Below are 20,555 nucleotides of genomic sequence, written 5' to 3' on the forward strand. Positions count from 1 at the left end.
TTAGCGGTTGCTCAATCGCTAAATAATTACCAGCGCTGCTTAAGCAAGTTGGGTTGGATACCTGCAATCTGCACGATGTTACGCAGATCTTTTTGCGAGATACCCGCTTCGAATTCATCACGGAAATATTTGATGGCACTTTGTAGCGGTTCGACCGCACCCGGTGCGTGAGCGCAGAAAGTTTTACCCGGTCCTAAGAAACGGCACAGCTGCTCTAGGGTTTCAATATCCCCCGGCTGCCCTTCTCCTTTTTCCAGCGCTTGTAAAATTTTCACACTCCATGGCAAACCATCACGGCACGGCGTACACCAACCACAGGATTCACGGGCAAAGAAGGTTTCTAAGTTACGCACTAAAGAAACCATGTTGATCTCATGATCAACCGCCATCGCCAATGCAGTCCCAAGACGGCTTCCTGCTTTGGCAATATTTTCGAAATCCATCGGTAAGTCGAGGTGGTCGTTGGTCAGGAAGTCTGTCCCTGCGCCACCCGGCTGCCATGCTTTTAATTTCAGGCCATCACGCATACCACCTGCGTAATCTTCCAGCACTTCACGTGCCGTGGTGCCAAATGGCAATTCCCACAGACCTGGGTTTTTCACTCGGCCAGAGAAGCCCATCAGTTTAGTACCCGCATCTTTACTCTTACCTGCGCTTAAATCGATATACCATTGGTCTCCGTGCTCTAAAATGGCTGGCACGTTACAGATGGTTTCAACGTTATTTACGCAAGTTGGTTTTCCCCAAGCACCTGATGTGGCAGGGAATGGTGGCTTAGAACGCGGGTTAGCACGGCGACCTTCTAAGGAGTTAATCAATGCAGTTTCTTCACCACAGATATAACGCCCAGCGCCGGTGTGAACAAACAGTTCAAAATCGAAACCCGAACCGAGGATATTTTTGCCTAATAGACCTGCCGCTTTGGCTTCTTCGATAGCGCGACGTAAATGCTGCGCCGCCTCAACGTATTCACCCCGTAAGAAGATATAACCACGGTAGGCTTTAAGTGCATAAGCACCTGTAACCATCCCTTCAACTAACAAGTGAGGGAGTTGTTCCATCAATAGGCGGTCTTTATAAGTACCCGGTTCCATTTCATCCGCATTACATAAAAAGTAACGCAGTTTCATGTTCTCGTCTTTTGGCATCAGGCTCCATTTCAGACCCGTTGAGAAGCCTGCACCGCCACGCCCTTTCAGGCCAGCGTCCTTCACAAGGTTCACAACTTCATCCGGTGCCATACTTTTGAGCGCACGCTCAAGACCTTTGTATCCGTTTTTACTGCGGTACTCATCTAACCAAACAGGCTGATTGTCATCACGCAAACGCCATGTTAGAGGATGAGTTTCGGCAGTACGGATCACTGGATTAACAGAATTTGTCATGGATACTGCTCCAGTAATTTTTGAATATTCTCAGGCTGCACGTAGCTGTGAGTGTCATCATCGATCATCATCGTTGGACCCTTGTCACAGTTACCCAAGCAACAGGTTGGCAGCAACGTAAAGCGGCCATCATCTGTTGTTTGACCCGGGCGAATATTAAGCTGTTTAATGATTTCAGCTTCTAAGCCCTGATAACCTGTAATATGGCAAACAACACTGTCGCAATAGCGAATAATGTGGCGACCCACTGGTTGGCGGAAGATTTGGCTATAGAATGTCGCCACCCCTTCAACATCACTGGCTGGGATACCTAAGACGTCAGCGATAGCATGGATCGCACCATCTTCAACCCAACCGCGGTTTTTTTGCACAATTTTCAGTGCTTCAATTGAGGCAGCACGTGCATCTTCGTAATGGTGTTTCTCACCTTCAATCTCTTCGCGCTCTTTCTCGGTTAAGACAAAGCCATGATTGACTTGCGGTTCAAACACATTCACGACATTGAGCTCGTTGTGCTTCTCATTTTCGTTATGTTCATTATGCATGGTTAGCGATCCACATCCGACATTACAAAATCGATACTACCCAGATAGACGATTAAGTCTGAAACTAAACTACCTCTGATAACCGCAGGAATTTGCTGCAAGTGAGCATAGCTCGGCGTACGAATACGCGTACGGTAGCTCATTGTGCTGCCATCACTGGTTAAGTAGTAGCTGTTGATACCTTTCGTCGCTTCAACCATCTGGAATGACTCATTTGCTGGCATCACAGGCCCCCAAGACACTTGCAAGAAGTGGTTGATCAGGGTTTCGATATGCTGCAACGTACGCTCTTTTGGTGGCGGAGTTGTCAGTGGATGGTCAGCTTTGAATGGGCCTTCTGGCATATTCTTGTAACATTGTTCAAGAATACGAATACTCTGGCGCATCTCTTCAACTTTGATCATCACACGGTCATAACAGTCACCGTTATGAGCGATAGGGATATCAAATTCAAAGTTTTCATAGCCTGAATATGGACGCCATTTACGCACGTCAAAATCAACGCCTGTCGCACGTAATCCAGCCCCTGTTACACCCCATGCCAACGCCTCTTCTTTTGAGTACATTGCTGTCCCAATAGAACGACCTTTTAAGATGGAGTTTTTCAGTGCGGAAGTGACATAAGACTCTAAACGTTTTGGCAGCCAGTCTAATAATTCACGCAGCAGTTTTTCCCAACCACGCGGTAAGTCGTGAGCGACACCACCGATACGGAACCATGCAGGGTGCATACGGAAACCAGTAATCGCTTCAATCACGTTGTAGACTTTTTGACGGTCAGTAAACGCAAAGAAGACGGGGGTCATCGCACCAACGTCTTGGATATACGTACTGATGTACAGTAAGTGGCTGTTGATACGGAATAACTCAGACAGCATGACACGGATCGTTTTGACGCGATCTGGCACTTCAATGCCTGCCAATTTTTCAACGGCTAACACATATGGCATTTCATTCACACAACCACCGAGGTACTCGATACGGTCAGTGTAAGGAATGTAGCTGTGCCACGACTGGCGTTCACCCATTTTTTCAGCACCACGGTGGTGGTAGCCGATATCCGGTACGCAGTCGATAATTTCTTCGCCATCCAATTGCAGTACGATACGGAACGCACCGTGAGAGGATGGGTGGTTTGGCCCCAAGTTCAGGAACATGAAATCTTCGTTTTCATTTCCGCGTGCCATGCCCCACTCTTCTGGTTTGAAAGTCAAGGCTTCCATTTCCAGATCTTGTTTCTGCTTAGTCAGCACAAAAGGGTCGAACTCAGTCGCACGCGCAGGGTAATCCTTACGCAGTGGATGACCTTCCCAGTTTGGTGACATTAAAAGGCGGCGTAGATTCGGGTGACCTTGGAACGTTATACCGAACATGTCCCACACTTCACGCTCATGCCAATTCGCATTCGGGAACAGTAAAACAATAGAAGGCACGTTTAAGTCTTTCTCATTAAGAGCGACTTTTAACATGATATCGCGGTTACGATCGATGGAGATGATGTGATAGAAAACACTAAAATCTGCTTCTGGCAGACCTTGACGGTGAATTCGTTGACGTTCATCTACCCCATGCAAGTCAAATAACATGACATACGGTTTCGGTAATTTCTTTAGAAAATCAATCACTTCCAGCAACTGCTCACGGCGAACCCAAACCACTGGCATACCAGTGCGAGTTGCTTGAACAGAAAAGGCATCCGGCCCAAATTGATTGCGCAGTTCCAGAAGCACAGGGTCGTTTAAGTGATCCTGTGTCTGCCATCCTGGCTGGTTACTACTCGCTTGCGCTATCTGATCTGTCATCATTCTTCACCATAACGCTTGATCAGGTTTATTATTTCGCAACAACATTGCTCTGTTACGCTGTATGGCTTTAAGCCTTAAATTTCGTCTGGTGTACGCAGGTTTGTCACTGCAATACGCTCACCATGCTTTCTTTCTCTTTCTGATTGCATATTGGCACGGTAAACCCCTTGGTCTCCAACGACCCAAGACAGCGGACGACGCTCTTTACCGATAGATTCTTGCAATAGAAGCAGAGCCTGCATATAGGCTTCTGGGCGTGGTGGGCAACCTGGGATATATACATCCACAGGAATAAATTTATCGACGCCTTGTACAACAGAATAAATGTCATACATGCCACCAGAGTTGGCACATGAACCCATGGAAATAACCCATTTTGGTTCAAGCATTTGGTCATACAGACGTTGAATAACAGGTGCCATTTTTGTGAAACAAGTACCTGCTACTACCATGAAATCGGCTTGACGAGGTGAAGCACGCAGTACTTCTGCACCAAAGCGGGCGACGTCATGAACAGCCGTGAACGAAGTCACCATTTCTACATAGCAACATGAAAGACCAAAGTTATATGGCCAGAGAGAGTTTTTGCGCCCCCAGTTAACCACATCGTGAAGTGCATGAGAAAGTTTCCCCATGTAAACACTGTTTTCAACTTGCTGCTCCAGTGGATCTGTTACGATTTCCTGGGTTTGCAGTGGGTAACGGTCGTTCTCACCGTTCGGATCTATGCGGGTGAGCGTATAATCCATTGTATAATGCCTCGCTTTTTACTGCGGATGACGATTGCTGATTTTAATAACTTCACTAGGATGCTTTACTTTTCCGCGGGAACGGACTGGAGTCCAATCCAATGCCCCAACGCGGACGAGATAAAACAGTCCCGCCAACAATACCAAAATAAAGATCGCGGCTTCGATGAAACCTACCCAACCGGCTTCGCGGATGGCAACTGACCATGCAAATAAGAACATGGCTTCAACATCGAAGATAACGAAAAACATGGCGACTAAGTAAAACTTAGCGGACATGCGGAGACGTGCACTACCGACCGAGTCGATACCTGACTCATAAGGAACGTGTTTTGTTCTGGCTTTGGCGCGGCTACCTAAAAAGTGACCCGCGACCAACATGAAAGCACAAAGACCGATAGTGCCGATAAGGAATATCGCAAACGCCCAGTTATGGGCTAACGCTAGGATTGATGTAGACATACTCGTTGCTTACTCATTACTTATGGTGTGTTAACTGCTCTTTTTTACATCACGGCAGTATTGCACCACAATTGCCCAGTTAATCGAGAAGAAAGACCAAAATTGATCACAAACTAAAATATCACCAAACTTAAATCAGTCTGTTGACTGCGTTTGGTTTGTCCTCTCTCATTACAATTTACCTTACTTAAATTAAGTAAAATAACCCGTATTTATTACAAAAACTTCACACTACAAAAACAACGGAACAACAAAAAGTACCCATAATCTGCTAAAACGTGTCAGTGTAATGATACTCAAGTAAACACGCAAACTAGTTTAACTGATTATTCGTTTTTACTACACCATTATCTCAGGAAAAACCTGTCTTAACAGATGAAAAATTGCGCTTTTTATTTGATCTAACGCACACTTTTATTGAAAAAGTACTCAAATTGTTTACATAGCATTCAATTTAACTTTAAGTCTTCTTAACTCTTTTTAACGCATGACTTCAAGTAACTACCTGACATTCCAGTGCTATTTTATCTATTCAATAAAAAAACATTGTTAACAACATAACAAATCATTAACTAAACAATGAAATTCAGGTTATGCCAGCTACATCACAATTATTTCATGGTCTTTCTTATTTAACCATACTTATTAAGTGGTTAATTGTTTTTTTTATGACCAAATATCGATAAAAAATTGATAAATTTGAATTTGATAACCTATTAAAAATATCACTGAGGATTATTTAAACACCCGCAAGCACAAATTTCTCGATGCGATTTCCCAATATTGAAAATTTTGTTTCACTGTATGAGATAATCGTTTCAGTCATCGGCAGCGAGCCACGTTCATCTGCATCAAACCGCTTAACCTACTCGTGAGGGAGTCATTCATCCAATGAAAGCCATCTCAATCTCAGTAGCAGCTTATTTAGACTGTGATTAACACATTGATTTTATTTGAACACGGGCAATAACACATTGATCACAAACAAGTGATTCAGAAATAAACGGACAAAAAGAATATAAAAAAACGGCAATCCCAAAATAATTGGAATTGCCGTCAGTACACTAAATCGATTAAATATTATGCTTAATGTAATAAGTTGAATCGATTAAGTTAATTACCTTCTTCGTTGATATCCACCAATTCACTTACTGGGGTTGCAACATAAGGGATTTTTTTGTTTTCAATCGCATCGAATACCGTAAGAACAAAATCTTTTTGCTCATCTGCATTCTTATACAACCAATACTGAATATCAGGTAAACGTGGCAACCCATCAGTTTCATTCAAGATGCGTAAATCCGCATTTTGCATTTCCATAGGCCTTGCTGTTACCCCAACTTCTGCATTTACCGCTGCGCGAACAGCAGGTAAAGAAGCGGCTTCATACGCCACATGCCATGACAAACCTGCGTCATCAAGTGCACTTGTACAAAGTTTACGATATGGGTTAGTTTCGTCCATAACCACTAATGGGACAGGCTCATTAGGACGTAATTGAAAATCTGGTGCACTATGCCACAAAACAGGCACTGTTCTTAAAGCCGTTTTGGGATGATGGCTAATTCTTGCCGTTGTTAAAGCAAGGTCTATCTCATGGTTATCGAGCATTGACTCAATAAACTGAGCCCGTTTAATACGCACCTCAACCGCAATTCTTGGGTAAACAGACGCGATACGATTAAGCAGGAAAGGTAATAAGATATCGACGGTGTCATCAGATGCACCAATACGCAATTCACCATCTGCGTCATTATAAGTTAATGATGCTGTTGCATCATCATTGGCACGCAGTATTTGCCTTGCGTAACCCAGTAATTGTAATCCATGTGCAGTGAGCAACTTATTTCGCCCATGACGAGCAAAAAGCTCACGGCCAACTAATTGCTCTAAGCGTTGCATTTGCTGGCTCACAGCAGATTGTGTTCGACAAACAGCTGCAGCCGCAGCTGCGAATGTGTTAAGATCAGCGACAGCAACGAAAGTACGTAGCAAATCAAGATCTAGGTTCATGATGGGACGATTGGAATTTATCATCGTTCATTCTCTTATATAATTTTATGTTACCTGGTGTTTCTGCTCTCCTCCATGAGAATCAGCGAGTTTATAGCGACTACTAAGCAAGTGCATTTCTAATCCATAGATCTGCAATAACTTCTCATTATTTTACTTTTTTGCACCCTGCTCGTTATTCATTGATAATAAGCCATGTGTACAAATAGCATACTTCCAAAAATCAAATAATCTTAATAAAAAGGCGAGGTTTTACTAAAAACAAGCTAAACGTGCTTTATAAGATTCGCCTAAATAGTAACATATTTAATGTAATCGCAATTATTTTAATGTAAGCACATTATAAAATTCGTTTCACTATTTTATAATAGATATAAATATCAAATAGTTAAAATTTTAAGCAGCACTTTTCGTTAAAAAAAACACCTCGAAACAATCAATATTACTAACAAAAACACACTAATTATTATAAAAAAAGGCCATTACAGCAAAAAAACCATGTCTGATTTAACCATTCAATGCTTAATATTACATTTTGATACAATTTTTCCTTCTTCAGCATTTTTATGCTTTTTTTTCTTTTTATACTCCAAAACATCAAAGAATATTAAAATTATAGTTCAACTAAACGCATATTTTAAGAACTAATAGCCTACTTAAGCGATATAATAAGATACCAAACATTACATTTACGCGTAAACCAACCTTTTACACCAAAAATAACCTTGCATCTTCAAAAGCTTCTGAGGGAAGAGTACAGTAAAGGAATAAAGTCGGTTCGACCAATATAACCCTTAGGGGAATGAGATAACTATGAATAATCTAACTAAATCCAGTAAGCTCGATAATGTTTGCTATGACATTCGTGGGCCCGTATTAAAAGAAGCTAAGCGCCTAGAAGAAGAAGGCAACAAAGTCCTCAAACTCAATATTGGTAACCCGGCCCCGTTTGGTTTTGAAGCCCCGGATGAAATCCTAGTCGATGTCTTACGTAATCTGCCAAGCTCTCAAGGCTATTGTGATTCCAAAGGGCTCTATTCTGCACGTAAAGCTATCGTCCAGCACTACCAAGCTCGTGGTATTCACGAAATGACGGTAGAAGATGTTTACATTGGTAATGGTGTATCTGAACTTATCGTCCAAGCAATGCAAGCACTGCTTAATAATGGCGATGAAATGTTAGTGCCTGCCCCTGATTATCCACTATGGACTGCTGCAGTTTCCCTTTCTGGTGGGAAAGCCGTTCATTATATGTGTGATGAGCAGCAAGGTTGGATGCCTGATATTGAAGATATTCGTAAAAAGATCACCCCAAGAACGCGTGGTATTGTAGTTATCAACCCAAATAACCCTACTGGTGCGGTCTACAGTAAAGATCTATTAATGGAAATTGTCGAATTGGCTCGTCAGCACAACCTTATCATCTATGCTGATGAAATTTATGATAAAATTCTTTATGATGATGCCGTACATCACTCGATTGCTGCCCTCGCCCCTGATTTATTAACCATCACATTCAATGGGTTATCTAAAACGTATCGCGTCGCTGGCTTCCGCCAAGGTTGGATGGTATTAAACGGCCCGAAAAAACATGCTAAAAGCTATATTGAAGGTTTAGAAATGCTGGCCTCGATGCGCCTGTGTGCTAACGTTCCAATGCAGCATGCTATTCAAACTGCACTTGGCGGCTATCAAAGCATTAGCGAATTCATTCAGCCGGGTGGGCGTTTATACGAGCAACGTAATCGTGCATGGGAATTGATCAACCAAATACCGGGCGTTTCATGCGTCAAACCGCAAGGTGCTCTCTATATGTTCCCGAAAATAGATATTAAACGATTTAATATCTATGACGACCAGAAAATGATTTTAGACCTGTTATTGCAAGAAAAAGTGCTATTAGTTCAGGGGACCGCATTTAATTGGCCTGAACCCGACCATTTTAGAATTGTCACATTACCTTATGCGGACGACCTTGAAATGGCGATTAGCAAATTTGGCCGTTTCCTTGAAGGTTATCGCCAATAAAATTAGCGTCAATATATAAAATAAAAGCCTCCTATTCTGGAGGCTTTTAATATTCTAAATCTAGCCATCATTAATAGACTGTATTATTCTGATGATTAAAGAATGGAAATAAAATAAATTGCCACCAGGAAAAAACCCAATAATATAAATGGAAAATATTTCATACTGCCTCTTTATTTCTGGATTGAACATTCATTATATTTTTTTGATTATATAATTCAACACAATTAAAATATCAGTTAACTTACAATCTAAATTAGATGTTATTATTAAGATGGTCTTGGTTTGATTGATAAATATTAAAATATAATCTTTGAATAGTAACTTATTAAAAAACAATAAATTTATATCACAGTCACATTATTTCCGTTATAATTTTTGTTGTTTGCAGACACCATAAAAGAGGACTTATGAGCTACTTTTTCGCCCACCTAGCTAGAATGAAGTTAATCCACCGCTGGCCGTTAATGCGCAATGTCCGAATCGAGAATGTCTCTGAACATAGCCTTCAAGTAGCCATGGTGGCCCATGCGCTCGCAATCATTAAAAACCGTAAATTCTCAGGGAATGTCAATGCCGAAAAAATCGCATTGTATGCGATGTACCATGATGCTAGCGAAGTGATTACCGGTGACCTACCAACACCGATTAAATATCATAATCAGCAAATTGCCCATGAATACAAAAAAATAGAGAAATTCGCTCAGCAAAAGCTATTAGATATGCTCCCAGAGGAGTTACAAGAGGATTTTAAAGCGCTGCTGATAGAAGACATACAATCAGAAGAAGAGCATTTTATTGTTAAGCAAGCGGATACGCTGTGTGCCTACTTAAAATGTTTGGAAGAGCTATCCGCAGGCAACAGTGAATTTAAGTTAGCCAAAAGGCGCCTAGAAAAAATGTTAGCGGAAAGAAATAGCCCAGAAATGGAATACTTTATGAAAGTCTTTGTGCCTAGCTTTACACTTTCATTAGATGAAATTAGCAATTAGTAACTATTATAACATGTAGGAATACACTTCTATTCCTACATACATTCATTAGACCAATACTAATGGTGTACTACAGCCTGATGATGATGGGAATGCCACGTAAAGTGTTTTTGCTTCGCCATTAACACCTAATATAACTTTGTTATTATCACTTTCAGATAATGAACAATAGAACCGATTTTGGCTTTTATAGGTTTTGCCACTTTCTGTCGTTATTTTCACCCGCCAATAATCATAATTTTCTGCTATTCCATTAAGATGTGGAAATGATAACGCATGATAAACTTTTGTTTTATCAGCAATGTCCACGATAGTCTTTGAAACACTATATTGTTCTTTTCTATTCAATATACCTGATAAGAAATGAATAATTTCAACTGATACTAATCGCTCTCCCCAATAATTTTCAAAATCACAAATACCCAATTTAAATCTATATAAATCCGTATGTTTATCTTGTTGCATTTTAAATAACCTCTTTTTTATATTTCACAGAGTCAGTTTTAGTCAACTGTAAAAAATATTAGCCATTTATTCCTATTGAATAAAAAAATTCATTAAGAATAACTTGATGCTATCAAAAGAAGTTTTTTTTCCAATCTTAATTGGAGTAATAAATTAATATTTTATAACGCACTCTATAACTGATTAAATAACTCAGTTATAGAGCCGATGTTTATATCGTATTTTAAATTTAGAAAGGAAATAAAATGGGAATGACTGCAATACTAATGAACATCACAATAATGGTAAAAGGCACTCCAATTTTCAGAAAATCAGAAAACTTATAACCACCAGGACCAAGAACTAAGGTATTCACGGGGGAAGACACTGGCGTCATAAAAGCAGCTGATGCCGCAATACCAACAACCATGGCAAATGGCAGCGGTGAAACCTCCATTTGACGTGCTGCGGCAATTGCAATTGGCGCCATCAATACCGCTGTTGCAGTGTTGGAAATAAACAAACCAATCGTGGCGCAAAGAATAAATAAACACAGCAACATAACATGCGGCCCTAACCCCCCAGCTATCTTCATTAATGCATCAACCGCAAGTGCTATCCCGCCCGTTTCTTGCAATGCGAGCGCAAAAGGCATCATCCCAACAATCAATATAATACTCGGCCAGTGAATGGATTTATACGCGCTTTCCATGTCGATACAGCGAAATTTTCCCATAAGCAAACAGGCAATCAGCGCAGCAATAAAATTAGGAATTTCATTGGTCACCATCATCGCGACCATGAGCGCCAAACAAAATAAAGCATGAGGAGCTTGAGAGGCGGCAGGTGCAACAGCCTCGACTTCAGCAGCGAGATTCAGGACAATAAAGTTACGCGGCTTTGTTGATAAAATCCGAATTAATTTCCAGTCACCAATGACTAATAAAATATCCCCCAGCCTAAGCGGTTCATCAACTAACTTTCCATCCAATGCTTTACCATCACGGCGAATACCAACAACGTTCAAACCATAGCGAGTACGAAATTTAATATCCTTTAACGATTTACCCAATAGTTCGGAATCTGGGTTCATCGAGACTTCAGCCATACCTACGTCTCGTGATTGCTCTGAAAAATAATCACCTCGCAAAATCATGGGTTCAAGGAGTTGTTCGCTACAAAACTGACGTAAGTCGTCATCACTCACAGAAATATCAATTAATAAGACATCTCGCTCGCGTAACTCCGTTCCCCCTGTAGCGCTGACCATCACACGACGGAATTTACGCCAACGCTCTATCCCTACCACGTTAGCTTCGTAACGAGAACGAAGATGCAGCTCATCAAGAGTATGGCCAATAAGTGGGGAACCTTTGCGGATAGCAAGACGGCGAGCTCTGCCCGTCAGCTTGTAATCTCGAATTAAATCACGGAAAGTACGCTGATATTTAACTGGTTGTTTATCAGTTTCATTACTGCCTAGCCAGCGCCTTGTCAGCCACATGTAGGCGATACCCGCAAATAAAACTAAAATACCAATCGGGGTAATAGAGAAAAATTGAAAGCCTTTGATCCCTTCTCGTACCAATTCACTGTTCACCACCATATTAGGTGGCGTTGCTACCAATGTCATCATCCCACTGATTAACCCGGCAAAGCCTAATGGCATCATTAACCGGCTAGGGGATGTTTTCATGCGTGATGCGACACTTAAAACGACGGGGATAAAAATAGCCACCACCCCCGTAGAGCTCATAAAAGCCCCTAGCCCAGCGACGGTAAGCATTAAGAAAACTAACATTTTGCTTTCGCTGCTTCCTGCAACGCGAACAAGCCAGTCTCCCATTTGATAGGCTATCCCTGTGCGAACAAGGCCATCACCGATGACAAATAATGCGGCAATTAGCAAGACGTTAGGGTCAGCAAAACCGGCGGTAGCTTGTTCTAGCGTTAAAGTATCGCTCAATACAAACGCGACAATGACAAGTAACGCTACCACATCCATACGGATCTTATTTGTGGTAAATAAAACTATCGCAATTAATAGGAGGGTCAAGACCCACAGCAATTCTCCGTTCAAAATATCCCCTTTCGACGAAAAAAAACATTGCTAAGTATTTTATTCAGTTAAGCATGTTTTACGGAGAATTTCTTTGATTAAATCACCATTAAGTCAAATTAGACACGAAAAGTTCATAATCACCATTATTGTCAGGCCCCGTAACGGAAATTTGTGCTAATGAACTCACAATTACTTGGATTTCATCACGACGTGGCATGCCTTCTGGCGCATGAACTGCGACCACTTGGCAACCTGCCGTTAATGCAGAATGGATGCCTGCCTGCGCATCTTCAAAGGCAATGCAGGATTTTGCAGGAAGAGAAAGTGCTTGAGCCCCAAGTAAAAACGGCTCGGGATCAGGCTTCCCATTTGTGACTTTCTCAAATGTCACCCAGTGCTTAGGTTCTGGTAGGCCTGCCGCTTGCTGACGACCATGTGCAATTGGCACTGTACCAGAGGTAACAATGGCCCACGGAGCCCCGATTTCATTTAAACGTGATAGCAAGGCAATCGCGCCAGGCAGGGCAACCACGCCCTCCACATCTTCGCTTTCCATTTTTTCTAACCAGCGAAAATAACCCATAATTTCTTCATCACTCGCCTCGGGTAAAAAATGGCGCAAACTGGTCATTGCTGGTTTACCATGAATATAGCTAATAACTTCGTCCGCACTTTTACCAATACGCTCACCAAATTTACACCAGCAACGCTCAACTACTGCCAGCGAATCCGCCAATGTGCCATCCAAATCAAATAGAAACCCTTTTGCCTTTAATTTCACGTCTACCCCTTTATTTGCTATTCACATAATAATTGAATCGATTCTGACCCATTAGTTAACGCTAAATAGGCACATATACGCAACCTCAATATAATAAATAATTAAGAATTGAGCCGAAGACTTAGATTTGAATGCGCTAGAAGCTGTTGATCCTTGCTTTTTTGAACAACATGGCGATTTCTGTTGTATTTGCTTTCTTACGAAATCATTGTGAAGCGTCTATACCATTCCTAAAAAATGCAAATTTACAGTTTGCTAAAGTACTTTTCGATATTAATCACTAGTAATTACGCAGTACCTAGTTAAATACACTATCAAATTAGACCGATAATTTCATTGATCGTGAAATCAGTTGACGATTTTCATTTTAATCGTTTTAAATCAATACATTACATCAATATCTATCGGCTGTAATATTTAGTAACATAGTTTATTTCTATGTACATTAGAACTTACTGGGCTTATCGTGGTTTAGTCTGTTTTTTGTCCGATGATTATTCTGTTTTTGCTTATTTAGGGTGTTTTTGTTAGCATTATATAGCGATATTTCAACCAGTTTACGCTAAGTCACTTATCCTAGAGAGATACGTAAGTAGTACGTGTATTTACACGCTATTCATCTGCTTTTATCATCCTTAACTCAAATCTTACCGTGCGCACGGGCTGAGATGACGAAAATTAATCGATAATTATGTCGACTTAACCCAATTTGTCATTCTGGATAAAGGATATCGCTATGCCAACTCCATGTTATATTTCCATTGAGGGAAAAACCCAAGGCAACATCACTGCCGGTGCATTTACTGCGGATTCTGTCGGTAACATCTATGTACAAGGTCATGAAGACCAAATGTTAGTGCAAGAGTTTTCTCACGTTGTGACTGTGCCGACTGACCCACAATCCGGTCAACCTTCAGGCCAACGTGCGCACAAGCCGTTCCGTTTCACCGTGGCGTTAAACAAAGCCGTTCCGCTGCTGTATAACGCATTAGCGTCTGGCGAAATGTTGCCGAAAGTGGAACTGAAATGGTACCGCACATCCGTTGAAGGCAAGCAAGAGCATTTCTTCACCACCACACTGACCGATGCGACTATCGTTAATATCGATTGCCAAATGCCACACTGCCAAGACCCGGCGAAAGCGGATTTCACGCAGTTAATCGAAGTCTCTCTGTCTTACCGTAAAATCGATTGGGAACATACGGTTGCAGGCACATCCGGTGCCGATGACTGGCGTGCGCCGCTCGAAGCGTAATTGACAATAGCCTGTTCTAATGCGTGAGTGATGACTCTTGTGTGGCTCGCGCATTTTACGTGGGAGGGTTTGCATGGCAAGAACTACTGTGCAAGGAAAAAAAGTCGGGTTACATCAAGACAAAACGACCACAGGAGCAACCTGCCTAGCCAGTATCTCAACGGTTACCAATGATGGCACTCGTGTATTACGGGTTGGTGATAAAGCCACACGTTGCCCACACTGTAAAAAAGAGGGGACGTTGGTAACGGGAGAGGAAAGCATGATATTACACGGACGTCGTGTTGTTGTTGAAGGTTCGATTGTGCAATGTGGCTGTCCCTACGGGGCTAATCGCTTGGTGTGTTGAGTTTTTTCTGTTGAATTTATAAAGGTATTTCGGTATGGATGGATTGGTTTTTACCTGTCAATTTAAAGGTGTGCCACCCGATACGTTTGCGGTGACTGAGTTTCAACTGACAGAGCACTTGTCGGAGTTGTTCACCTTATCGCTAACCGCTGTCAGCGCGCTTCCTTCCATTCCGTTTGATGACATGTTGGGGTTTGCTTGTTCATTAACTGTGACGCGCAATGGTAAACCAGTACGCACTGTACGCGGGTTACTCGCCAGCGCAGAGCAACAAAATACGGACGGTAATCGAACGTGGTATCATTTTATTATTCGTCCTGAAATTTGGGTCATGTCATTAGGGCAAAATAGTCGCATTTTTCGTCGGATGACCGTGCCGGATTTGCTTCAACAGTTGTTGTCAGAATCGCACATTAAAGCAAGTTGCAAGTTTTACGCAAAAACGCCTTACCCGCAACGCGATTACATCACGCAGAAACGCGAATCCAACTACCAATTTTTTTGTCGTTTAGCCGCCGAGGAAGGGATTAGTTTTTGGTTTGAGGATACAGGACGAGAGCCACGGCTGTTTTACAGCGATTCTCATTTAGGGATGACGTCGGGAATTGATTTGGTGTATAACCCCCAGTACGATACCGATACCCAAGACCATACTGCCTATCACTGGCGCTATCGCGAGTCGTTGCTATCTGGCAAAACCCTCTATAAGGATTACAATCCTGAGCGCCCCTCTTACCCATTAGAACATGAATTAAAAGGGGATATCCATGGTCAGCACCCCTTTTACGAAAGTTATGGACGTTTTCAAACCCAAGAGGATGCAGACCGCTTTACGGCGCTTCGTCATGAAGGGAGTCAGCAATTCCGTTGTGTTGGCAGTGCGACCACTAACTGCTTTGCTTTGATGCCGGGCAAAATTTTCTCGTTGTCATCCCACCCTAGCCTTGATATGAACCGCCCTTGGCAAGTGGTGTCGGTTTCTCATCACGGAGTCCAACCTTTAGCAGATAACAGTGGTGGCGAAGGTACGACTTTATCCAATCAACTGACATTTATTCCGAGTGAGCTAGATTGGCGCCCACCGTTTATTCATAAACCCACCGCTGATGGGGATGAATTGGCGACGGTGGTTGGGCCGGATGGGGAAGAAATTTACACGAACAAAGACGGGGCTGTGAAAATCTATTTTCACTGGGACCGATATCGTGAACCTGATTTAAGCAGCTCTTGCTGGGTACGTGTCGCACAAGGTTGGAATGGGGATGGATATGGGTTTATGGTGATACCCAGAATCGGTCAGGAGGTGCTTGTTAGCTATCTAAATGGGGATATTGATAGGCCGATTATCACGGGATGTACTTATAATGGGCGCAATGTGCCACCGTTAAATCTCCCCAATGAGATGACCCGTACCACGTTTAAAACGAAAACCCACAAAGGGGATGGTTTTAACGAATTACGTTTTGAAGACAGAGCCGGCCAAGAGGAAATTTATTTCCATGCCCAGCGCGATATGAATGTGCACATTGAACACGATACGCATTGGCATGTTCAGCATGACGCTAAACATCGTATTGATAATGACCGTTTTACAGAAATTGCGGGCAATGAGCACTTAGTCCTTAAAGGCAGCCAAAAAGAAAATATTACAGGCAATGCCTCTTTGCATATCGAAGGTGACCAGCAGACACAAGTTGACGGGAAAACGGTGCATGAAAGCAGCCAGCAAACTCATTTAGTCAGCGGCGGGAAAATCGTTCTGGAAGCGAATACGGAAATCACATTGAAAGTGGGTGGCAGTTTTATTCGTATTACCCCCGGCACGATATTTACTTCTAGCGATATGGTGGTCGGTGGTGGCAGTGCAGGCAGTGGCGCCCCAGTTGCTTTGGAATTGCCAGACGGCGTCGCGCCGTTTGAGCAGCCACCGTACCCCGTCAAAAAATACTGTGCGATGGCGGCGCAGCAAGCGGGGGGATTAACCGTGAAGCCGAGTGAGGATGAGTAATGCCACAGACTCTGATACAACAGCAGATGCTCACACAAACATCAATTTCGACCCCATGCTCAACCTGGTTATCCTGGTTAACGGCTACCCCACAAAATGATGTGTATTTTTTGATTAATACCCTATCTGACCCCAATCCGATTAAACGGTTCTATGCCCATGATTGGATTGAGGAAGCCTTCCCGATTTACCACGGAACGGCATTGGCACATTTGGCTGAGGTGAGTCCTTGGCTCGTGAAAGTAAAACGGTCAAAATTATTTCACCTCGGTAAAATGTTAGACAGTGAGCCATTCAGCGACCCCAGTTGGGGCTGGGCGTATCAAAGTCAATTGGATTGGCGTACCCAAATCACCCACTGGCAAAAATACCAGTTCGCTTGGATGGGGGAGGAGAAAATCATTTTTCGCTTCTTTGATGCTCGCATTGCGCGCACCTTATTACCTAAATTAGGCCGAGGCGACTGGGCATTACTGATGATGCCCGTTGAGAACTGCTTTATTGAAGAGAGTGAAACGAAGGTGATTTATTCACGCCCTCCATATGCAGAGCCGTTCATTAGCCCTGCTGATTATATTCTCAGTGAAGCGTTGATTAAGGTCTGGCGAAATTCAGAACAAGCCTATCTGAATGTGATTGATAATTTTTATATCCAATTTTGGGAGAACCATCCGACCTTAGCTGACCCGTTAGATGAGCCCGAAGGACGGCTAATAGGGCTTATCCGTGAATGGATGGACGAGTGTCAACAAAAGCGCTTAGACACCGCGTATCTCTTTGATGATTTATTTTTGCGTTACCTTGATGAAAATGGCTATTTACCCGACATGACAAGGAGTGCCAATGCCGTATCAGTATAATGATCCCTATTGTGCAGATTGTTCTAAGCGCAAGGCATGGATTGAATGCGTGCTGGTTGATGAATTTAACCAACCGTTAGCAGAAATGGCGTATACTTTAAAAGTCCGCAACGGTGTCATTAGAAAAGGTGTTACTGATGCGCAAGGGTATTTGAGGCAAGAAGACTTACCCCGTACGGTGGCAACATTGACCATTGAGTCTCAAAAACTCACCGATGAAATGGAAAAGCGCCCACTGAGAACACTTCGAGGGGAGGATCACTCGACCGTCAAACCGGATGCACTATTACAAGGCTATTCCTATCGGTATGCGGTTATCGGGGAATTATGCGATAAAGCCCCGGATATCGATAAATGGGAATCTGCTCGTTTTGGGCTGCCGTATTATCATTTTCCCAAAGAAGACGAATTTAATGGGTTGAAATTCATGGGAGAAGATTTTAATCAGCGTCATATGATAGAAGTCTGTCCATTTAGAGCATGGTCGCTAATTCTCAATCACACCCCAGACTATGACATGGTGAATGCCTATAACTTAGGATTGATGTCATTGCTTGTGTATAAAAATGAGACTATGGTTGACCCAACACAAGTACAAAACATGCGAGAATACATTCGCACTCCGGATACCATCACGTCTTTTTTCTATCAGCAATGCTTTGATTTATCCCAATCCCCCGTGATTAAAGACAGTCACGATTACCCCGCTATTGTGACGGATGTGCCCTTTAACCAACGTTATCGTCCAGCGATATTTTTAGATGTTACTCAGGCTAAAAATCACGAAAAAGGCGACCATGATACAAAACTCTTTTTTGTGGAAAATGAGACTCAAATCATAGTGGCGTGGCGCGGTACAGCCAGTTTGCGTAGCGTGCTCACCGATGCGACGTATCAACCCATCCCTTGCCCAACCACATTAATCTCTGATGGAAAATCAAACGTTCATCGCGGTTTTTTAGAAGCCTATCAATGTGTTGAAAGGTATTTCAGTGAAAACACAAAACAAATAGGCAGCATTTCTAAGGAAAAAAACTTATACATCTGTGGTCACAGCTTAGGCGGCGCCCTTGCTTTATTGCACGCCACAGAATTAAGAAAAAATAACCCACTGCTTTATACCTACGGGATGCCACGAGTGTTCACCATCAGCGGGGCTAAATCGCTAAGTTCACTTAATCATTACCGTCACGTTAATGATGCAGATACCGTCACCAGCGTACCGTTTGATACCAATATGGACAGTTGGCTCTTCGAAATAGGCGGTGGATTAGGGACTACATTAGGCGTACTCTGGACGGTCGCCACCCTTCCCACTGTTCCATTACAAAAAAGTCTACCGGATTTTGGTGAAGTGTATTCTCACCAAGGTAATCCAGTCAGTCTCTTTAAAGCCCGACAAATTGGTGAAGAAATACAATACACGCACACTGGCGTGACTGTCGGGAAAAAACGCTGGCGCATGAATGGCGAATATAAATTTTATCTCGTGCCAAATATAGCGAACGTATTAAATAATAAATTACAGAAAGAACAAACTGGACTGGTACAATCGTTAGGCATTGATAAACAACGATTAGATGATACATTTCCTCAGCGTAATAACCCCAATCTAGACACGATTATCACCATGCCGCTAGATCATTTTATGGGGAGTCAATATCAAGCGATTATCAATAATCAGTTACTCTTTACTGTTTCTCCTGAGAAAACCCCCAAACACGTCGCATCAAAACAACGATTTGAAGCGCTCACGCATCATCAAGACGCTTACAAATTAAATGCCGAACGCAATACCACATTTATTTCCCTTGAAAGTAAACTTACCAAGGGTGTTACCCAGCAAATAAACCAAAATTCCCGTTTAAAAGATGCGCTAGAACGTTATAAGGAAGAAACTCATGAACTACCTGTGTCATAGAACTGGATTAGCGGCATTGCTCAGTATCATTACTCTACAAGGGTGTGCGCAAAATCAGTCATTTTTACCTCCAACCGATGGGGAACGAATTCACTTTACAGCAACTATCCCCCAAGAATTAGTATCATCGCCAATTTATGCGGTATATCGTTCTGAAGTCTGCCGCAAAGAAAACCGAACCTCCAATATGGAGGTTTACACGGTCCCGGGATATCATCGCGAGCAATATCCGTTAACGATGAATGCCTTGAATCAAGTGGAAGCGAATATCCCTCAGTCTGGAGGTGGAAAATGTGACTGGAAACTCAGCAATTTTGTTTTTGAAGTCACACTCAAAGATCCGACTAAAATAAATCCCTTGATATCGGATAATTTAGGTAAAGAAATAACCTTTGTATTAGACAATAACGCGCCAGCAACATTTGATGGTGGCTATGAAAAAAAATCAGGGGATTTTAATGATACATTAACGTTATTCCCGTTGATCACAGAAGATTTTATTGGTGGTCACGAGATGTCATTTTGGTTAATAGCCAAATATGAAACCATGACATATAAAGTAAAAAATGCCAAGAATATCAATGTTAATGTTGATTATAAATCAGACTTTAAAACTCATCGGATCGGAATTAAAAAGAAAGATAATAATGAAATCGCAACTTTTATTTACTCAAATGGCGAAAAAGAAAAAACCAGATGGCTTTTTCCTGAATACAAAAAATTGATCGCGATATCAGAATCTATGACACAAAAATAAAAAACTAACCGCTATTTTCTATCGATCCAAATTTAAAATATCACTTTTAATTAGGGGAATAGGATATGCCATGATAGAGCCACTATGTAAGGATAAGCCAGAAATTCATCATAAAGATGCTTATCCGTTAAACGCGTAG

At 42.2% G+C, this 20,555-nt stretch carries 17 protein-coding genes; 8 read left to right on the forward strand and 9 right to left on the reverse strand.

Annotation, left to right across the window (positions count from 1 at the left end; genetic code table 11):
- Positions 1-26 precede the first annotated feature (26 nt).
- The 6 genes from nuoF to M1E86_RS11605 form a co-directional block, all read right to left on the reverse strand.
- The gene (nuoF, locus tag M1E86_RS11580) at positions 27-1,385 is read right to left on the reverse strand and encodes an NADH-quinone oxidoreductase subunit NuoF (protein ID WP_213912534.1); all 1,359 of its coding nucleotides are present in this window, start codon (positions 1,383-1,385) and stop codon (positions 27-29) included.
- Positions 1,382-1,930 carry an NADH-quinone oxidoreductase subunit NuoE gene (gene nuoE / locus M1E86_RS11585; protein ID WP_125891290.1) on the reverse strand — a complete coding sequence of 183 codons (549 nt, stop codon included), beginning with the start codon at positions 1,928-1,930 and terminating at the stop codon, positions 1,382-1,384. The genes nuoF and nuoE overlap by 4 nt, the downstream gene beginning before the upstream one ends.
- Positions 1,931-1,932: 2 nt before the next feature.
- Positions 1,933-3,735, reverse strand: coding sequence for an NADH-quinone oxidoreductase subunit C/D (gene nuoC / locus M1E86_RS11590; protein WP_423811117.1), 1,803 nt, complete (start codon positions 3,733-3,735; stop codon positions 1,933-1,935).
- Between the two features lie 74 nt (positions 3,736-3,809).
- On the reverse strand, positions 3,810-4,484 hold the full coding sequence (locus M1E86_RS11595; RefSeq protein WP_004912254.1) for a NuoB/complex I 20 kDa subunit family protein: 675 nt from the start codon (positions 4,482-4,484) through the stop codon (positions 3,810-3,812).
- Between the two features lie 18 nt (positions 4,485-4,502).
- Complete coding sequence (locus M1E86_RS11600; protein WP_004259806.1) at positions 4,503-4,946, reverse strand: NADH-quinone oxidoreductase subunit A; 444 nt, start codon at positions 4,944-4,946, stop codon at positions 4,503-4,505.
- Positions 4,947-6,059: 1,113 nt separating this feature from the next.
- A complete protein-coding gene (locus tag M1E86_RS11605; RefSeq protein WP_125891291.1) occupies positions 6,060-6,983 on the reverse strand; it encodes a LysR family transcriptional regulator in 924 nt (307 codons plus the stop codon).
- Between the two features lie 789 nt (positions 6,984-7,772).
- On the opposite strand from M1E86_RS11605, the gene M1E86_RS11610 reads away from it, so the two are divergent.
- Both M1E86_RS11610 and yfbR read left to right on the forward strand, forming a co-directional pair.
- Positions 7,773-8,987: a pyridoxal phosphate-dependent aminotransferase gene (locus M1E86_RS11610; RefSeq protein ID WP_125891292.1), complete on the forward strand. Its 1,215-nt coding sequence runs from the start codon at positions 7,773-7,775 to the stop codon at positions 8,985-8,987.
- Between the two features lie 410 nt (positions 8,988-9,397).
- Positions 9,398-9,979, forward strand: coding sequence for a 5'-deoxynucleotidase (yfbR, locus tag M1E86_RS11615; RefSeq protein WP_125891293.1), 582 nt, complete (start codon positions 9,398-9,400; stop codon positions 9,977-9,979).
- Between the two features lie 48 nt (positions 9,980-10,027).
- Here yfbR and M1E86_RS11620 read toward each other — a convergent pair whose 3' ends face one another.
- The 3 genes from M1E86_RS11620 to M1E86_RS11630 form a co-directional block, all read right to left on the reverse strand.
- A complete protein-coding gene (locus M1E86_RS11620) occupies positions 10,028-10,444 on the reverse strand; it encodes a hypothetical protein (protein WP_285315835.1) in 417 nt (138 codons plus the stop codon).
- A gap of 229 nt (positions 10,445-10,673) precedes the next feature.
- A complete protein-coding gene (locus M1E86_RS11625) occupies positions 10,674-12,503 on the reverse strand; it encodes an SLC13 family permease (protein WP_213912532.1) in 1,830 nt (609 codons plus the stop codon).
- Positions 12,504-12,591: 88 nt separating this feature from the next.
- A complete protein-coding gene (locus M1E86_RS11630; protein WP_125891296.1) occupies positions 12,592-13,266 on the reverse strand; it encodes a sugar phosphatase in 675 nt (224 codons plus the stop codon).
- Positions 13,267-14,002: 736 nt separating this feature from the next.
- Here M1E86_RS11630 and M1E86_RS11635 point away from each other — a divergent pair.
- The 6 genes from M1E86_RS11635 (at position 14,003) to M1E86_RS11660 (ending at position 20,416) form a co-directional block, all read left to right on the forward strand.
- A complete protein-coding gene (locus M1E86_RS11635) occupies positions 14,003-14,521 on the forward strand; it encodes an Hcp family type VI secretion system effector (protein WP_004246976.1) in 519 nt (172 codons plus the stop codon).
- A 73-nt stretch (positions 14,522-14,594) separates the two neighbouring features.
- On the forward strand, positions 14,595-14,870 hold the full coding sequence (locus M1E86_RS11640) for a PAAR domain-containing protein (protein WP_180312087.1): 276 nt from the start codon (positions 14,595-14,597) through the stop codon (positions 14,868-14,870).
- A gap of 34 nt (positions 14,871-14,904) precedes the next feature.
- On the forward strand, positions 14,905-16,878 hold the full coding sequence (locus M1E86_RS11645) for a type VI secretion system tip protein TssI/VgrG (protein WP_213912531.1): 1,974 nt from the start codon (positions 14,905-14,907) through the stop codon (positions 16,876-16,878).
- Positions 16,878-17,738 carry a DUF4123 domain-containing protein gene (locus tag M1E86_RS11650; protein WP_213912530.1) on the forward strand — a complete coding sequence of 287 codons (861 nt, stop codon included), beginning with the start codon at positions 16,878-16,880 and terminating at the stop codon, positions 17,736-17,738. Before M1E86_RS11645 ends, M1E86_RS11650 begins: the two co-directional genes overlap by 1 nt.
- Positions 17,722-19,659, forward strand: coding sequence for a lipase family protein (locus M1E86_RS11655; protein WP_213912529.1), 1,938 nt, complete (start codon positions 17,722-17,724; stop codon positions 19,657-19,659). Before M1E86_RS11650 ends, M1E86_RS11655 begins: the two co-directional genes overlap by 17 nt.
- Entirely contained in the window at positions 19,640-20,416 is a 777-nt protein-coding gene (locus M1E86_RS11660) for a hypothetical protein (RefSeq protein WP_213912528.1), read from the forward strand. Before M1E86_RS11655 ends, M1E86_RS11660 begins: the two co-directional genes overlap by 20 nt.
- Positions 20,417-20,555: the final 139 nt, after the last annotated feature.

Origin of the sequence: Providencia sp. PROV200, from assembly GCF_049901995.1 — a bacterium.
Taxonomy (GTDB): domain Bacteria; phylum Pseudomonadota; class Gammaproteobacteria; order Enterobacterales; family Enterobacteriaceae; genus Providencia; species Providencia rettgeri_E.

What these genes read in the sequence shown, in the direction of transcription:
- nuoF (WP_213912534.1), bottom strand. Translation starts at nt 1,385, where the DNA reads ATGACAAATTCTGTTAATCCAGTGATCCGTACTGCCGAAACTCATCCT.
- nuoE (WP_125891290.1), bottom strand. Translation starts at nt 1,930, where the DNA reads ATGCATAATGAACATAACGAAAATGAGAAGCACAACGAGCTCAATGTC.
- nuoC (WP_423811117.1), bottom strand. Translation starts at nt 3,735, where the DNA reads ATGATGACAGATCAGATAGCGCAAGCGAGTAGTAACCAGCCAGGATGG.
- M1E86_RS11595 (WP_004912254.1), bottom strand. Translation starts at nt 4,484, where the DNA reads ATGGATTATACGCTCACCCGCATAGATCCGAACGGTGAGAACGACCGT.
- M1E86_RS11600 (WP_004259806.1), bottom strand. Translation starts at nt 4,946, where the DNA reads ATGTCTACATCAATCCTAGCGTTAGCCCATAACTGGGCGTTTGCGATA.
- M1E86_RS11605 (WP_125891291.1), bottom strand. Translation starts at nt 6,983, where the DNA reads ATGATAAATTCCAATCGTCCCATCATGAACCTAGATCTTGATTTGCTA.
- M1E86_RS11610 (WP_125891292.1), top strand. Translation starts at nt 7,773, where the DNA reads ATGAATAATCTAACTAAATCCAGTAAGCTCGATAATGTTTGCTATGAC.
- yfbR (WP_125891293.1), top strand. Translation starts at nt 9,398, where the DNA reads ATGAGCTACTTTTTCGCCCACCTAGCTAGAATGAAGTTAATCCACCGC.
- M1E86_RS11620 (WP_285315835.1), bottom strand. Translation starts at nt 10,444, where the DNA reads ATGCAACAAGATAAACATACGGATTTATATAGATTTAAATTGGGTATT.
- M1E86_RS11635 (WP_004246976.1), top strand. Translation starts at nt 14,003, where the DNA reads ATGCCAACTCCATGTTATATTTCCATTGAGGGAAAAACCCAAGGCAAC.
- M1E86_RS11640 (WP_180312087.1), top strand. Translation starts at nt 14,595, where the DNA reads ATGGCAAGAACTACTGTGCAAGGAAAAAAAGTCGGGTTACATCAAGAC.
- M1E86_RS11645 (WP_213912531.1), top strand. Translation starts at nt 14,905, where the DNA reads ATGGATGGATTGGTTTTTACCTGTCAATTTAAAGGTGTGCCACCCGAT.
- M1E86_RS11650 (WP_213912530.1), top strand. Translation starts at nt 16,878, where the DNA reads ATGCCACAGACTCTGATACAACAGCAGATGCTCACACAAACATCAATT.
- M1E86_RS11655 (WP_213912529.1), top strand. Translation starts at nt 17,722, where the DNA reads ATGCCGTATCAGTATAATGATCCCTATTGTGCAGATTGTTCTAAGCGC.
- M1E86_RS11660 (WP_213912528.1), top strand. Translation starts at nt 19,640, where the DNA reads ATGAACTACCTGTGTCATAGAACTGGATTAGCGGCATTGCTCAGTATC.